We start from the raw sequence: 15,878 nt of genomic DNA, 5'->3' as shown, positions 1-15,878 counted from the left end.
GGTCTCCTTGAACAGATTTTGAATGTCATCCATACTGCCGATGTTTGCCATCTGCAGCAGCTCACGGATTTTTTCCCTACGGGCATTTTCTTCCGGGGTACGATTCTTTCTGGCCATATGTAAAACCTCCTATGCGGTGCCTCTATTCTACACCACACAGAAGGTTTACACAAAACTTGGGATAGTCTCAGTTTTCCAGTGGGGCAGTCTGGTTCTGAAAGTGCAGCAGGAACCAAAGTTCAACAGAGGGGTTAGAAAATGCAATTTCATATCCCTCTTTACATCCCGATAACCGGCTATTTCCTGTTCATCCCGGTTTCTTGGGGGATTCATCCACCAACTGACGGATACGGGTACTGGTGGTCACGATCCCTTCGATGGCCGTGGATGTCTTGATACTCTAAATTTTGGAAATATCAACCAATTTCTCCAGTTTTTCCGGCCGCTGCCTCAAGTACACTTCCTGCATTCCGGCCTTTTTCTAAATCGCGGCAATTAAGCCCAGTATTTCAGAATCCCAGGATTGCTCTTTGATTTTCGAGTAGTTGAACTGTTTTTCTTTTTATATGTCACATATCATCGCAACAACTAAAAACTAAATTACAGCCCTATGGTTGTGTCCTTGACAAACTCTTGGGTATCTTCTAAAATATTCAGAAAAATGAAATGATCAAAAATGGTCGGAGAGGTTTATTAGCTATGTTGGAGCGAATGGGAAAAAACGGAAGCGACAACCGGAGAATCAACCGGGGGCTTGTGACCAAAATGGTAGCTACGGGCGGATGTACAACTAGAAGTGAACTTGTACGGGAAACTGGATTAAGCAAAATGGCTATTTCCAATATTGTGTCAGAACTAATAGAATTTGGAATATTGGAGGAGAAAGAGGTTGTTCGAAATGAAGAGCCGGGCCGAAATCCAATTCGCCTGGTGATCTCACCAGATGCTCCAAAGGTGGCTGGTCTAGCGATTTCGCGCGATAGATGCGAATGTATCCTTTGTGATTTGAATCTCCATGTATTGAAGCGGGAAAAGGCCACGATGGAGGATATGACAGAGGAGAAACTGATTCAGACGGTATACCAACTCCTGGATACGGTTCTTTTTGAAGAGGATAATGTGGCTGCTGTGGGAGTGGCGTCAGTGGGCCCCATTAGTATTGCTTCAGGTATGATTTTAAAACCTTTTTACTTCTTTGGAATTCAAAATTTTAACATAGTACAAATCATTCAGGAGCGCTATCACCTTCCAGTTTTTTTGGATCACGACAACCAAAGCGCACTGCTGGCTGAGAGTCTCTACGGCAATGCCAGAGGATACCATGATGTGTTATTTATTGGAATCAGTGAAGGTGTGGGCTGCGGCATTATTAGTGACGGCCAGCTATACTGCAACCGCCGAGGACTTCCACCAGAAATGGGTCACGTTAGTATTGATGCTAACGGAAAGCCTTGCCAGTGTGGAAATAAAGGCTGCTTGGAGACTTATATACGATCTCCAGAGTTGCTGAAGAAACTGCGGTATCACACCGGTAAGTACTATACATATCAAGCGTTCGGCAAGCTAGAGGGCAACAAAAATGTGGATATGATTTTTCAGGATGCAGTGGAGAAGTTAGCAACTGCTGTAGTTAGTATAATCAATATACTAAACAGTGAGTTAATTTTGTTGGGCAATGACAGTGTATATTGGAAAGACAACTACATTGCCGAATTAGAGGAAGAAATTAACCGCCGACGCTTTGTAGCGTGGGATGAGCCGGTATTAGTAAAGAAGGCTTACTTTATGCAAGATGCTTCTTTATATGGCGCTGCATGCAATGCTGTTGTACAAATTTTCTCTGGAAAACTAACGCTTGAACGTCGAAACTAAATTAGTGTGTGCATTCAATAATTGCGTTTTAAAGAAAAGGTGACTGCTTTACAGCAGCCGCCTTTTTTGTATTTCAAAACAAAAATCTACTATTTTAACAAATGCAAAAATAAAAAAGAGAATATTTGCATTAAAAAATCATTAATTGACGCGTATAAACATTGCTTTTTATAGCACGGCAAACTTTTGGATGGAGAAGATTTTCTCGAAAACGCAGCCAGATATCCTTAGTGTAAAAATAAGCCAACAAAAAAGAATTGACAGGTGTAATTCGGCGTGTTAGTGTAAAAACAACAATTTAGTAAATCAAATATACAAAATAAAAAGGAGACACGCCGATGGACCTATACAGTATTGGCGAGATGGTAATTGATTTTATTCCCGGCAGTGAGCAGGGGAGTTACATAAGAAACGCCGGTGGTGCGCCGGCCAATGTAGCAATCGCTGCAGCCCGCAATGGGTTGAAATCCGGCATGTGCTGTTCTGTTGGCGACGATGACTTTGGCCGTTTTCTGATGGATACTCTGAAGGACTGCGGCGTTCGGGCCATTCGCCCCCAACTGTGCAGTGAAGCCATCACCACCATGGCATTTGTCACACTGGCGCCGGACGGCGACCGCAGTTTTACTTTTGCCAGAAAGCCCGGCGCCGATATGTTTTTATCGGAGGCAGACGTGAAGGAAGAGGACATTGCCGACACGGCGATTGTCCACGCCGGTTCCTGTTCCCTGTCTGCATCGCCTGTGGCTGAGGCTACAGTCCGGGCGCTGCGGCTTGGCAGAGAAAAGAACAAGCTGGTCAGCTTTGATGTCAACTACCGCAATTTGATGTGGAATGACAATCAAGATGCCTGTGCTGCTAGAGTTTTTGAAATTCTCCCGTATGTGGATCTCTTAAAGATCAGTGAGGAAGAAGTGACCATGATGGGCGGCGAAGAGAATCTGCCCGCTTTGATGGAACGCTATCATTTGACGCTGATCGTCGAAACCCTGGGCGGCAACGGCGCCCGGTGCTTTTTCCAGGATAAGATACTGAATATTCCCGGCCGCAAGGCGGTGTGTGTGGATGCCACCGGCGCAGGCGATGCGTTTTGGGGCGGTTTCCTTTCCAGTCTCCGGATTCAGGGAGTGGAGCAGGCATCCCAGATTACAGAGGAGATCCTGCGCAAGGCGATGGAGTACGGGAATATAGCTGGCTGGATTTGTGTGCAGAGTAAGGGCGCGATTCCCTCGCTGCCCACCCGGCAGCAGATTGAGCAATATCTCGGCTAAGGAGCTGGATGGTCATGAACGATATCTGGAATACCTCTTTAATTTATACGCCCTCGTTGATCTCCTGCTGCGATCTGTGCAACTTGGAGCAATCGGTTCGGGAGATTGAAAACAGTGGCATCGGTATGCTGCATGTGGACATTCTGGACGGCCATTTTAGTCCCAGTATGCCCCTGGGTCTGGACACGGTGCGGCAGCTTCGCAGCCGTACAAACCTGTTTTTTGATTGTCATGTTATGGTGACAGAGCAGGATTACTTTATCAATGAACTGCTGGATATCGGTGTGGAGCAGATCGTCTTTCACGCCGAAAGCGAGCCTCACATCGACGGTATGCTCAACCGCATCCATGCAGCCGGTGTTAAGGCAGGCCTGGCGCTGAAACCCGCCACGCCGCTCTCCACTGTGGAGTATGTGCTGGACAAATGCGACACTGTACTGTTAATGCTGATCAATCCCGGCTACGCCTTTGTCAAAGGTGAGAAGCAGGTGGACTACGGCACCCGGAAGATCCGCGAACTGCGGCAGATGATCCGGGAGCGGGGACTTGCTACAAAGATCGAGATTGACGGTCGGGTTTCCTTGGACAATGTACGGGAGTATGGCAAGGAGGATGTAGATCTGTTTGTAGTGGGCAGCACCTGTGTGCGCAAAGACCATTTGCAGGAGGATTTCGGCAAACTCCATCAGCTGCGGAGCGAGATTTTAGGGGGAAATCAGTAATGAGTGAACAATTTGCAAGGACCTATCAGGAGACCAGCGGCGCGGTGCTGGACGAGTTGCAGCGGACTCTGCAAAGCATCGACCCTGCCTCTTTGGAGCGGCTGTGCCGGGAGATTCTGTCGGCGGATCAGGTATTTTTTGTCGGTGTGGGCCGAGTACTGCTGAGTTTGCAGAGCGTGTGCAAGCGGCTGGCTCACTTGGGCATTAAAACCCATTATGTGGGCGAGATCACCGAGCCCGCCATCACTAAGAATGATCTTTTGATCGTCGGCTCCGGTTCCGGCGCTTCGCTCTTCCCGCTGGGTATTGCCAAGAAGGCACGGACCACGGTGGATTGCAAGATTGTTCACATTGGCTCCAACCCCAACAGTGAGATGAAGGATATCTGCGATTTTATGGTTCGGATTCCTGTACGAACCAAGTTTTATCTGGAGGATGAGATTGACTCCTGTCAGCCCATGACGTCCCTTTTCGAGCAGACCCTCCTGTTGGTAGGAGACATTCTGGCCAAGATGATTATCAAGGAACAGAAGCTGGATATGAAGAGCCTGTGGCAGTACCACGCCAATCTGGAGTAAGCCCCATGGACAGAGAACAACTTTTGCGCCGGGTGGGCAGCCTGCAGCAGTTGGCGTACATACGGCCTGTGACGTTTGAAGAGGGACGCGCCAAGGGACTTCGCGCTTACGAAGTGAAAAACGGCCCTCTAAACTATCGAATTTTGTCGGATAAGTGCCTGGATGTGGAAGAATTTTGCTACAAAGGCATCAATCTGAACTTTCTCTCTAAGCCGGGTCTTCAGGGACGCAACCACTACGACACCCACGGCGACGAGGCGCTGCGCAGTATCATGGGCGGTCTATTCTTCACTGCCGGCTTGGAAAATATCTGTGCCCCCTGCAACCTGAATGGTAAAGACTATCCCATGCATGGTCGTATCCGTACGACACCTGCTGAGCATATCAGCGCCGACGGTGTATGGGAAGGAGATCAATATATCCTCCGCTGTAGTGGCGAGATGCGGGAGGCGGAACTGTTTGGAGAGAATTTGGTTCTTCGCCGTACTGTGGAAACCCGCTTAGGAGAACGGAAGATCACTGTTACCGACACCGTGGAAAACCAGGGCTACCGCAGCGAACCGTTAATGCTCCTCTATCATATCAACTTGGGGTATCCGCTTTTGGACGAGGGTACAGAGTTGGTGATGGCCACCCGGCAGGTGACGCCGCGGGATAAAATCACCGAGGGCCATGAGGATCGCTGGAACCGGATGGAAGCGCCCCGTGACAATGAGCCGGAATATGTGTTTATCCATGATTTGATGGCCGATGCCCAGGGCAACAGCCAAGTTTATGTACTCAATGATAAGCTGGGTATCGGTGTCAAGGTGGAGTTTTCCAGAAAGAATCTCCCCTATTTTATGGAGTGGAAGTCCACTGCTTCCGGGGACTATGTTCTCGGATTGGAGCCCTCCAACTCCTGTGTCTATGGCCGTCTCCGTCATGAAGCAGATGGAACACTGCACCATCTGGCCCCCTTTGCCAAGGAGACCAACGTCCTCTCGTTCTCCATTCTGGAGGGGCCGGAGGAACTGGCGGCAGTCCGTGCGCAGGCCGAGGCCCTTTTAAAGCTGTAAAAAATCTCAATTTTATAAATTTCAAACGGAAGGAAGATGGACCAATTATGAAACGTTCTGAAATCAACGCAATCATTAAAGAGTTTGAAGCCATGCTGAAGGAGTATCATTTTGAGCTGCCCCCGTTCCTCAGCTTTACCCCTGAGGAGTGGGCGGAAAAGAACCATGAGTATGATGAAATTCGCGACAATGCTCTGGGTTGGGACGTCACTGATTACGGTATGGGCAACTATGATAAGCTGGGCCTGGCTCTGATCACCATCCGCAATGGCAATACCAAGAATGCCAAGTACACCAAGACCTACGCTGAGAAAATCATGATGATCCGTGAGGGCCAGGTTTCTCCCAATCACTTCCATTGGAACAAGATGGAGGATATCATTAACCGCGGCGGCGGTAACATAGTCTTCCGCCTGTGGAACGCTACCCCCGACGAGAAGCTGGCAGACACGGATGTGGAAATCTGCCAGGATGGCCGGCGCTACATGGTGCCCGCTGGTACAGAGATCGTTCTGCACCCCGGCGAGAGCCTGAGTCTATATCCCTACTATTATCATGAATTCACCATTCAGCCCGGTTCCGGCACGGCTCTGGTCGGTGAAGTCAGCATGTGCAACGATGACAATACCGACAACCGCTTTTATGAACCTCTGGGCCGTTTCCCCACCATTGAGGAGGATGAGCCGCCCTACCGTCTGCTCTGCAACGAGTATCCCCCCGCAAAGGACTGAGCAAATTCCTTTTCTCCGGCGACAATAATAGAAAGGAGCCCCATAATGAGCGAATATGCTGTTTCTATGGAGCATATCACCAAAACCTTCCCCGGCGTCAAGGCTTTGGATGACGTTCAGCTTCATCTGAGAGCAGGCGAGGTCATGGCGCTGCTGGGAGAGAACGGCGCCGGCAAATCCACCCTGATGAAAATTCTCTCAGGCGTATACACCAGAGATTCCGGTAATATCGAAATATTTGGTCATAAAGTGGAGGGGGACTTGAATACCAAGCAGGCCCAGGCGCTGGGCGTGGCCATCATCCACCAAGAACTGAATATGTGCCAGCATCTGTCTGTGTCCGCTAATATGTTCCTGGGCCGTGAGCTCCGCAAGGGCGGTCATCTGGATACTGCAGAGATGAATCGGCAGGCCCGGGAGCAGCTGGCCAAGCTGGGCATCCATGATCTGGACCCCAACACCACCGTGGGCGATTTGACCGTGGGCCGCCAGCAGATGGTGGAAATTGCCAAAGCCCTCCTGATTAACGCCAAGGTACTGGTGATGGACGAACCTTCCTCTGCGCTGTCCAACGCAGAGATTGATGAAATGTTCCGCATTGTGCGGGAACTGCGCAGCCAAGGTTGTGCCATTGTGTACATCAGTCACCGTCTTCAGGAACTGCACCACATCGTGGACAGCGTTACCATCATGCGGGACGGTCACTATATCACGGAAGGTAAATTTACCGATTTCACCATGGAGCAGATCATTGCCAATATGGTGGGCCATGAGATCACCAACCAGTTCCCACGGAAAACCGTTCCTCGGGGCAAAAAGGTATTGGAGATCAAGCACCTTCAGGCCGGTCGTATGGTCAAGGACATCAGCTTTGATGCATACGAAGGCGAGGTACTGGGATTCTCCGGTTTGGTGGGTGCCGGCCGCACCGAGACCATGCGTGCCATCTTTGGCGCTGATTCCAAAGACAGTGGGGAGATTATTCTAGATGGCAAGCAGCTGGTCATTCACAATCCTGCAGACGCCATTCGTCAGGGTATCGTGTTGGCCCCTGAGGATCGGAAAAAGGACGGCCTGTGTACAAAGCTATCCATCCGCAACAATATTGCCCTGCCTAATCTGGATCTGATCTGCAATATGTTTGGTACTGTGTCGCGTCGTAAGGAAAACAAGATGATTGAGAAGGGAAAGTCTTCTCTTACCATCAAGATGTCTTCCGCTGAGGTAGATGCCGGCAGCCTGTCCGGCGGTAACCAGCAGAAAGTGGTTGTGGCCAAGTGGCTGGCCCGTAATTCCCGCGTGGTTATTTTTGACGAGCCCACCCGTGGTATTGATGTGGCCGCGAAGGTGGAAATCTATGAGATCATTAACCAACTGAAAGAAAACGGTGTGGTTGTCATCATTGTTTCCAGCGAGCTGCCAGAGGCCATGGGTATCTCCGACCGAATTCTGGTCATGTGCAATGGGCGGATTACCGGTGAGGTGGACCCCCGTAACACCACCGAGGAGGAAATCATGACCTTTGCCACCCAGTTTGGCTCCAACTGACACATGTGATTCCCCTATTTCAACACAGTAAAGGAGAGTTTGCGTCATGCAAAAAAAGCTGAACCCGATGCAGAGGTTTTTGGCTATCCGGGGCATCGCCTCTGTTTTAACTGCCTTTGCCGGCGTCATCGTTTTGATGATCATCTTTTCTATCCTGAACCCCAACTTTGCCAAGCCCAACAGTCTTCTGACTTTGGCGCGTTCTGTGATTCCTTTCCTGCTGGTCGGCATTGGCCAGGCTTACGTCTGTATCACCGGCAACATTGACCTGTCCATTGGTTCTGTGCTGGGCATGAGCGCCATGATCTCTGCCACCATGATGTGCAACGGCTCCCATCCTGTGGTTGCCGTGCTGGTTGCATTCCTGGCCTGCATGCTGACGGGCTTTATCAACGGCCTTCTGGTGGGCAAGTTCAAGCTGCCTCCCTTCATCGGTACACTAGGCACCATGACCATTGCCCGTGGCGTTGCCCAGCTTGCCAACGGCAACTATAACACTGATAACATCGGCAGCGAAGGCGCTGCCCAGATGTTCAAGGATATTCTCTACTACGGCAAGACCTTGGGCCTCTATAACGGTGTCTGGATTGGATTGATTGTATGGGCCATTTTCTTCTATCTGCTCACCTTTACGCGCTCCGGCCGCCATATTTATGCCATCGGCTCCAATGTGGATGCGGCCCGTCTGTCCGGCGTCAATGTCTTTGCGACCACCACCAAGGCCTATATGGTTTCTTCGTTCTGCGCTTTCCTCACCGGTTTGATCATTATGGCACAGTCCGGTATGGGCGACATGAGCGCCGGTACCAGCTATGAGATGTACGCTGTGGCCGCAGCTGTTATCGGCGGTGTTTCCACCCTGGGCGGCAGTGGCCTGCTGGTGGGTGTTATTGCCGGCGCCAGTGTGTGGGCGATTCTCCAGAGCGGCCTGACGTTCGCCAATGTGCCTGTTGCTTTCCGCAACATCATCATTGGTCTGATCGTGGTAGCCTGCGTCCTATTCGACGTGTTGCGCCGTGACAGCAAGAAACCCGTGAAGAAGGAAAAAAAGCAAACTTCCAAGGCAGCCTGATCCATTTTCTTGGTACAAGGCGGTAACGCTTTGCACATAAATTAAAAAAAGGAGACGTAATCATGAAAAAAATTCTTGCTCTTGCTCTCGCACTGATCATGGCTTTGTCCCTGGCCGCTTGCGGCGGCGGTGGCACGGCCAACACCGGTGACACCAATGCTACCGACACCAACACCGGCGATACCGGCAGCGGTGAAGGCAAAGGCCTGTCCTGCACCATTTCTCTGATCACCATGGATCAGATGGATGTGCACTGGGTGAAGCTGCACGCCGCTGCAGAGGCCACCGTGGAAGAGTATAAGGTTCAGGGCTACGACGTGACCCTGAACTGGCTGGCTCCCGAGAAGAAGGACAACGCGCAGCAGATCCAGATGATCGAGACCGCTACCAACAATGGCTCCGATGTTATCATCATCGCTGTCAATGACTCCACCGCTTGTAACGATGCCATCCAGGCTGCCATTGACGCCGGCATCAAGATCATCTATGTGGACTCTCCCTCCACGATTGAGGGCTCCGCTACTTACGCTACCAACAACTATGCCGCAGGCGCGCAGGCCGGTGAGCAGATGCTGACGTATCTGGACGAGAAGGGCCTCACCGAGGGCACCATTGGTATTGTCTCTGCTCAGGCTGGCGTGCAGTCCTGCATCGACCGCGTGGATGGCTTCATTTCCGCGTTTGAGGGCACCGGCTTCACCATGGGCGAGGTTCAGTACTCCGATGGCGACGCTTCCAAGGCTCAGGAAATTACCAATGCTCTGATTCAGGACGGCGTGATTGCTGTCTATGGCGCGAATGACGGTGCCACCAACGGTGCTGGCAACGCTGTCAAGGAAGCCAACGCCAATGGTGCTGACATCATCTGTGTAGGCTTTGATAACTCCGCTTCCAACCGTGCTCTGGTCAACGACGGCGCTCTGCTGGCCTTCATGGCTCAGAACCCCGATGTGATGGGCTCCGAGGCTATCAAGGCTGCCATCTCCCTGATGGAGGGCGAAGACCTGGGTGGCGTTGTCGTGGATACTGGTGTTACCACTGTAACCAGTGACAATGTGGCTGATTTTGAGGACTAATTGCGCATCCATGGCGCATTGCCGGATCAAAGCCATATAGGGTGAAACAACCAAAATGATTTGCTCCCTCTATGTGAGACAGTGAGATCAAACTGTCAATCATAGGGGGAGCATTGTTATGCCTCAAAAATTATAGCCTGCAGCAAAAGCAGCGGCAGCAGAAGAACTTGAAAATAGTTTGTCGTTTTGAAGTATGTCCTCTTTTATTCCATCTCCCTTTTACGACTGTATTTTCTGGACGTCAATTCGGGTATGGGGGCAGGGGTCGAGGCCGTCGCTTCTCTCTTGAAGCTGGACCTCTCAGCAGAGGAATTTGCCAGTTTTGGGACTGTTTTTCGTTATTTTTTGATTGGCTGTTTCACGTTGATACCCATAATTATTTTTATAATAAAATAAACAAAATTTATCCGACACAAACATAGTGAGGTTCTTTTGTGAAAGATTACAATGTCTCCGTTCCGAGTACAAATTGGATAAACTGCCGGACAACGGGCGATTCATAGGTATTGGGATTGCTGACCAGATAGAATTTCCGTTCCCAGGCAGGCTGGGAAATTTGCAGAATCTTCACGTTAAGCCGCAGCAAAAGCTCCATATAGGGAACAACAGAAATCCCAAAACCTTGAGCTACCAATCCGGCAATGACTTGATCTTCTTCTGTCTCATATGCAATGTTGGGCGTACCATCAATCTGTTCAAAAAGACGGTCAACCACGTTGCGCAGGCCGGAGCTTTTGGAGAAAAAGACCTGAGGATACGGCAGGGTATCAGCCAGCGTCACCGTATGCTTGGCTGTCAGCGGATGATCACGCGGAACGATCAATACCAGGTCCTGCTCCTGTACCGGCACGGCGGTCAGCCCCATGGACGGAGGCGGCTGGGAACAGAAGGCCAGATCGCACCGTTTGGCCAGCAAATCCTCCAACAGCTGCTGTGTGGTGCCTGTATGGAAAGTAAAACGGATGTTTTTGCCGGGATTGTTCTTTAAAAACTGGGCTGCCAGAGACGGTACATACTCGATGCCCAGGGTGCGCAGCAGGCCCAGCCGAATCATGCCCTCGCCGCGAACCACCCGCTGGATGGCACTCACGCCTTCATCCAGGGTGTCCAGGGACTGCTGTACGCAGTGCAGAAACTGTTCTCCAAAGCGGGTCAGTGTAATGGCGCGGCCATCCTTTTCAAATAACGGTACGCCCAATTCTGCTTCCAACTGTGCAATGGCATGGCTGAGGCTGGGCTGTGTGATACAGAGATGTGCCGCTGCCTGTGTGTAGTGCTTGGTATGGGCCAGCTCCACAAAATATCGCAAATGAGACAGATTCATAAAACTCCCCCGTTTCACTATGAAATGTGGCAGAGATCGCAGAAAAACGGTTGTTTCCGACGGCTGCGTTCTGAGCGCTCTGTCAGCTTTACTATACCACAGATTATAGAAAAAATCTATCAATACATGCCTGCTAATCGATTTGATATTTTTTTATCAATATATTATGATGGATATGCACAAAGGTGTTACGAAAAAGGAGGAGAACATCGTGCAGATATCCGGAACCACAAAACTGCTGGGGTTGCTGGGAACGCCTGTGGCACATTCCAAGTCCCCCGCCATGTACAATTACTGTTTTCAGAAATTCGGCCTGGACTGGGCCTATCTGGCCTTTGACATTTCTCAGACGCAGATCGGCGCCGCGGTGGCAGCCATGCGTACCCTGTCCATGCGCGGGGCCAACGTGACCATGCCCTGTAAAACAGCGGTGATCCCGTATCTGGACCGGCTGACACCGGCGGCGGCAGCCATCCAGGCTGTCAACACAATTGTCAATGAAGATGGCGTTCTGGTGGGCCACAATACCGACGGCTGCGGTTATACGCAGAATCTGCGCCGCGGCGGCGTGGACGTGAAGGGAAAGAAGATCGTTCTGCTGGGCGGCGGCGGTGCGGCCTCGGCCATTGCCATTCAGGCGGCTCTGGACGGGGCGGCGGAGATTGCCATTTTCAACCTGCGGGACGCCTTCTGGGACCAGATCACCCAGCGTGTCAAAGCCATCGGTGAGGCGGCGCCGTCCTGCACCCTGTCTCTGCACGATCTGGCGGATACGGCAACGCTGCGCCGCGCCATTGATGGATGCGATATCCTTTCCAATGCGACGCGGGTGGGCATGGAGCCCAACGTGGACGACACCATGATCCCGGACAGCTCCTGGTTCCGGCCGGAGCTGGTGGTGACCGATGTGGTCTACGCGCCGCCCCAGACGCGGCTGCTGCGGGACGCCAAGGCAGCCGGGTGCCGGACCTTTGACGGCCTGGGCATGCTGCTGTGCCAGGGAGCGGAGGCGTTCCATCTGTACAGCGGCCTGGAAATGCCGGTGGAGGAAATCCGCAAGCTGCTGTATGAATCCCCGTAAATCATTTTGAGAGAAAGGAATCTTGGAGTTATGAACGAGACTTTCAATGCCAGAAAGTACTATCCCACCGCTGTAGCGTTGTATATCACCTATTTTGTACTGGGCATCGCGGCGTCCATCATGGGACAGTACAAGCAGGACTTTGCCGCCATGTGGAACGCGGCTACCCTGGCGGACGGCACCTATGACGTCTCCGGCGTGGTGGCCGTCATCGCCGCCATCGGCCTGGGCCGTCTGATTGCCTTCCCGGTTGCGGGCCCCCTGTCGGACCGGCTGGGCCGCCGTCTGTCGGCGCTGATCGGCTGTGCACTGTATGCCATTTTCCTGTTGGCAGTGACATTTTCCCCCAACCTGTACATCGGATACGCGCTGGCCATCATCAGCGGCATGGCCAACTCTTTCCTGGATACCAGCATCACTCCGTCCTGCATGGAGATTTTCCGGGAAAAGGGTACCATTGCCAATATTTTTACCAAGCTGTCTATCTCCATTGCCCAGTTTTTGCTGCCCTTTGCCATCAGCTTTGTGGCGGTTCGGGAGCTGCCCTTCAACACCATCTTCCTGGTGACGGCGGCAATTATTGTAATCGACGGTATCTTCCTGGTTTTCCTGCCGTTCCCGCCCTTTGAGCGGACGATTAAGACGGCAAACACCAAAAAGGAGCGTATGAAATTCACTCCGGCCGCCATTGCCCTGGTGTGCCTGGGCTTCACCACCTCCACCACGTTTATGCTCTGGCTCAACTGTAATCAAGAGCTGGGTACCTTGTATGGATTGGCAGATCCCAGTAAGATTCAATCCTTTTATTCGGTCGGCATTGTTCTGGCCCTGTTTGTCAGCGCGGCGCTGCTGAAGCGGAATGTGGAGCCTGCCAAAATTCTGGTGGCCTATCCTGTGGTGGCCCTGGTGACGTTGGGCGCGATCTATTTCATCCAACAGCCGGTGATGTGCCTGGCCGGCGGCTTTTTGCTGGGCTTCTTCGCTGCCGGCGGCGTGTTGCAGCTGGTGACGGCCGTAGCCAATGAGATGTTTCCCAAAAACCGCGGCGTGATCACCTCCATTGTCATGATCGCTTCCAGCGTGGCCAACTATCTGGTGGTCAGCGTGGCCGGCGTCCTGACCCGGGTGGGCGGTGCGGAAGGGCCCCGTCTGGTACTGCTGTTCAACATGGCGGTGACGCTGATTGGCATTTTGCTGGCTCTGTACCTCAACGCCTGCCTCAAGCGGGAACGGGCTGCGGCCAGGGAGGGCTAAGCCATGAATACCCTGTTTCTCATTGGATTTATGGGCGCTGGTAAAACTTCGGTTTCGCAGGCGCTGGGACAGCTGCTGCATCGAAAGGTGGTGGAGATGGACCAGTGCATCGCGGAGCAGGAGGGGATGTCCATTCCCGAGATTTTCGCCCAAAAAGGGGAGGACTATTTCCGCGCCTGTGAAACGGCATTGCTGGAACGCTTCTCTAACAGTGAGCCCTGCGTCGTCTCCTGCGGCGGTGGCGTGCCTATGCGGGAGGAAAATGTGGCGGCCATGCGCCGCGGCGGCACGGTGGTGCTGCTGACGGCCCGGCCCGAGGTGATTCTGGAGAGAGTGCGGGACGATCACAATCGGCCCCTGCTGGAGGGACACAAGGATGTCCCGTACATCACAGCGCTGATGGAACAGCGCCGCCCGAAATACGAGGCTGCCGCCGACCTGATTGTCGACACCTCGGACCGAACCATTGCGGAAATCTGCCAGATGGTGCTGCAGCAGACGGCATCTTCCGGTTCCAACCATTGAATTTTATAGGAGGAATATCGCATGTCTCAGAAATATCCCATCACCATCAGCTCCTGGACCCTGGGCGACCAGTGTACCTTTGAGGAGCGGGTAGCAGCTGCCAAGGCTGCCGGTTTTGAAGGCATCGGCCTGCGGGCCGAAACGTATGTGGACGCCCTGAATGAGGGACTGTTCGACGAGGATATCCTGGCCATTCTCAAAAAGTACGACATGAAGGTCACGGAGGTGGAGTACATCGTCCAGTGGGCCGAGGCCAACCGCTCCTATGAGCAGAAGTACAAGGAGCAGATGTGCTTCCATATGTGCAAGCTGTTCGGCGTCTCCCATATCAACTGCGGCCTGATGGAGAACTACTCCGTGGAGTACACGGCCCAGAAGCTGCGGGAGCTGTGCCACCGGGCCGGCAGCTACACCATCGGCGTGGAGCCCATGCCCTACAGCGGCCTGCCCGATGTGAAAAAGGCCTGGGCAGTGGTTAAGGCTTCCGGCTGCGACAACGCCAAGCTGATTCTGGATTCCTGGCACTGGATTCGTGCCGGTCAGAGCTATGACCCCTCGGTGCTGGAAGGCATCCCCGCCGACAAGATCGTCTCTGTACAGATCAACGACGTTCAGGCCCATCCCTATGCCAAGTCCATCCTGCGCGATGAGTCCATGCACGACCGGATGATGCCCGGCACCGGCCATGGCGACACCGCCGGTTTTGTACGCATGATTCGCGAAAAGGGCATCGAGCCTGCGGTCATGGGCGTGGAGGTCATCAGCGACGAGATTCTCAGCCACGGCGTGGCTGCCGCCGCCAAGGAAAATTATGACGCGACCAAGGCTGTGCTGGAGCAGGCATGGCCCCAGGTACTGGAACAGTAAGACAGGAGGAATCATCAAATGGACGCAAGAATTTCTGGACATACACAGCTTTACTGCCTCATCGGCTCTCCCGTGGGCCATTCCGGCTCCCCGGCCATGTACAACTACAGCTTTGCGCGGACCGGCATCGACGCGGCCTATCTGGCCTTTGACATTCCGCTGGAAAAGACCGGCGAGGCTGTGGAGGCCCTGAAGCTGCTGAAGGTGGGCGGCTTCAACGTAACCATGCCCTGTAAGACGGCGGTGGCACAGTATGTGGACGAGATTTCCCCGGCTGCCCGCCTCATCGGCGCCTGCAACACGGTCACCGTCGGCCCCGACGGCAAGCTGACGGGCCACAACACCGACGGCATCGGCTTTGTCCGCAACCTTCAGGAGCACGGCGTAAGCGTCAGCGGCAAAAAGCTGGTGGTTCTGGGCGCCGGCGGCGCTGCTACGGCCATCTGTGTCCAGACCGCTCTGGACGGCGCGGCAGAGATCGCCATTTTCAATCGCAAGGACGAGTTCTACGCCAGAGGAGAACACACAGTGGAAGCGCTGCGCGAAGCCGTACCCGGCTGTAAGGTTTCCATCACGGCCCTGGAAGAGCAGGACGCTCTGGCCGCTGCCATCAAAAACTGCGACATTCTGATCAACGCCACCAAGGTCGGCATGAAGCCGCTGGAGAAGGAAACCCTGGTGGATGCTGCCTGGTTCCGTCCGGAGCTGGTGGTGGCCGATACGGTCTACAACCCCAAGGAAACCCGGATGATCGAGGAGGCCAAGGCCGCCGGTTGCGCCAAAGCCGTGGGCGGTATCGGTATGCTGCTGTGGCAGGGCGTCGCCGCGTTCCATCTCTTTACCGGCAAGGATATGCCTGCCCAAGAAGTTTTGGAAAAGTTCTTCCTGTAACGAATTGC

General features: G+C 53.0%; 16 protein-coding genes. 14 read left to right on the top strand and 2 right to left on the bottom strand.

Going from position 1 to position 15,878, the window contains the following annotated elements; all coding sequences use genetic code 11:
• Window positions 1-187: 187 nt before the first annotated feature.
• Complete coding sequence (locus ACTQ33_RS15100) at window positions 188-265, bottom strand: hypothetical protein (protein ID WP_441465361.1); 78 nt, start codon at window positions 263-265, stop codon at window positions 188-190.
• Between the two features lie 401 nt (window positions 266-666).
• Here ACTQ33_RS15100 and ACTQ33_RS15095 point away from each other — a divergent pair, with 401 nt between their 5' ends.
• The 9 genes from ACTQ33_RS15095 to ACTQ33_RS15055 all read left to right on the top strand — a co-directional run bounded on the left by ACTQ33_RS15095 (window position 667) and on the right by ACTQ33_RS15055 (window position 9,928).
• Window positions 667-1,872 (top strand): ROK family protein, encoded by a 1,206-nt coding sequence (locus ACTQ33_RS15095; RefSeq protein WP_441465359.1) that lies wholly within the window; start codon window positions 667-669, stop codon window positions 1,870-1,872.
• Between the two features lie 338 nt (window positions 1,873-2,210).
• Window positions 2,211-3,143, top strand: a complete 933-nt coding sequence (locus tag ACTQ33_RS15090; protein ID WP_441465358.1) for a carbohydrate kinase family protein — start codon at window positions 2,211-2,213, stop codon at window positions 3,141-3,143.
• 14 nt (window positions 3,144-3,157) lie between these two features.
• Window positions 3,158-3,865 (top strand): ribulose-phosphate 3-epimerase, encoded by a 708-nt coding sequence (locus ACTQ33_RS15085; RefSeq protein WP_441465357.1) that lies wholly within the window; start codon window positions 3,158-3,160, stop codon window positions 3,863-3,865.
• Window positions 3,865-4,443, top strand: a complete 579-nt coding sequence (gene hxlB / locus ACTQ33_RS15080) for a 6-phospho-3-hexuloisomerase (RefSeq protein ID WP_441465356.1) — start codon at window positions 3,865-3,867, stop codon at window positions 4,441-4,443. Before ACTQ33_RS15085 ends, hxlB begins: the two co-directional genes overlap by 1 nt.
• Before the next feature lie 5 nt (window positions 4,444-4,448).
• Window positions 4,449-5,501, top strand: a complete 1,053-nt coding sequence (locus ACTQ33_RS15075) for an aldose 1-epimerase family protein (RefSeq protein ID WP_441465355.1) — start codon at window positions 4,449-4,451, stop codon at window positions 5,499-5,501.
• Window positions 5,502-5,548: 47 nt separating this feature from the next.
• Window positions 5,549-6,232, top strand: coding sequence for a D-lyxose/D-mannose family sugar isomerase (locus ACTQ33_RS15070; RefSeq protein WP_441465354.1), 684 nt, complete (start codon window positions 5,549-5,551; stop codon window positions 6,230-6,232).
• A 45-nt stretch (window positions 6,233-6,277) separates the two neighbouring features.
• A complete protein-coding gene (locus ACTQ33_RS15065; protein ID WP_441465353.1) occupies window positions 6,278-7,780 on the top strand; it encodes a sugar ABC transporter ATP-binding protein in 1,503 nt (500 codons plus the stop codon).
• Between the two features lie 46 nt (window positions 7,781-7,826).
• On the top strand, window positions 7,827-8,852 hold the full coding sequence (locus ACTQ33_RS15060) for an ABC transporter permease (protein ID WP_441465352.1): 1,026 nt from the start codon (window positions 7,827-7,829) through the stop codon (window positions 8,850-8,852).
• Window positions 8,853-8,914: 62 nt separating this feature from the next.
• Complete coding sequence (locus tag ACTQ33_RS15055; RefSeq protein ID WP_441465351.1) at window positions 8,915-9,928, top strand: substrate-binding domain-containing protein; 1,014 nt, start codon at window positions 8,915-8,917, stop codon at window positions 9,926-9,928.
• A gap of 442 nt (window positions 9,929-10,370) precedes the next feature.
• Here ACTQ33_RS15055 and ACTQ33_RS15050 read toward each other — a convergent pair whose 3' ends face one another.
• A complete protein-coding gene (locus tag ACTQ33_RS15050) occupies window positions 10,371-11,252 on the bottom strand; it encodes a LysR family transcriptional regulator (RefSeq protein ID WP_441465350.1) in 882 nt (293 codons plus the stop codon).
• Between the two features lie 211 nt (window positions 11,253-11,463).
• Here ACTQ33_RS15050 and ACTQ33_RS15045 point away from each other — a divergent pair, with 211 nt between their 5' ends.
• The 5 genes from ACTQ33_RS15045 to aroE are packed head-to-tail and all read left to right on the top strand — an operon-like array spanning window position 11,464 to window position 15,870.
• On the top strand, window positions 11,464-12,333 hold the full coding sequence (locus tag ACTQ33_RS15045) for a shikimate dehydrogenase (RefSeq protein WP_441465349.1): 870 nt from the start codon (window positions 11,464-11,466) through the stop codon (window positions 12,331-12,333).
• A 30-nt stretch (window positions 12,334-12,363) separates the two neighbouring features.
• On the top strand, window positions 12,364-13,587 hold the full coding sequence (locus ACTQ33_RS15040) for an MFS transporter (protein ID WP_441465348.1): 1,224 nt from the start codon (window positions 12,364-12,366) through the stop codon (window positions 13,585-13,587).
• Between the two features lie 3 nt (window positions 13,588-13,590).
• Entirely contained in the window at window positions 13,591-14,112 is a 522-nt protein-coding gene (locus ACTQ33_RS15035; protein ID WP_441465347.1) for a shikimate kinase, read from the top strand.
• A gap of 21 nt (window positions 14,113-14,133) precedes the next feature.
• Window positions 14,134-14,979 (top strand): sugar phosphate isomerase/epimerase family protein, encoded by an 846-nt coding sequence (locus ACTQ33_RS15030; protein WP_441465346.1) that lies wholly within the window; start codon window positions 14,134-14,136, stop codon window positions 14,977-14,979.
• 18 nt (window positions 14,980-14,997) lie between these two features.
• Window positions 14,998-15,870: a shikimate dehydrogenase gene (gene aroE / locus ACTQ33_RS15025; protein WP_441465345.1), complete on the top strand. Its 873-nt coding sequence runs from the start codon at window positions 14,998-15,000 to the stop codon at window positions 15,868-15,870.
• Window positions 15,871-15,878 lie beyond the last annotated feature (8 nt).

The sequence above is a fragment of the Candidatus Avoscillospira sp. LCP25S3_F1 genome, from assembly GCF_052117125.1.
In the GTDB taxonomy this organism is placed as follows: domain Bacteria; phylum Bacillota; class Clostridia; order Oscillospirales; family Oscillospiraceae; genus Avoscillospira_A.
The sequence above is the reverse complement of the archived record's forward strand: the minus strand, read 5'-3'. Positions and strand labels throughout refer to the sequence as shown.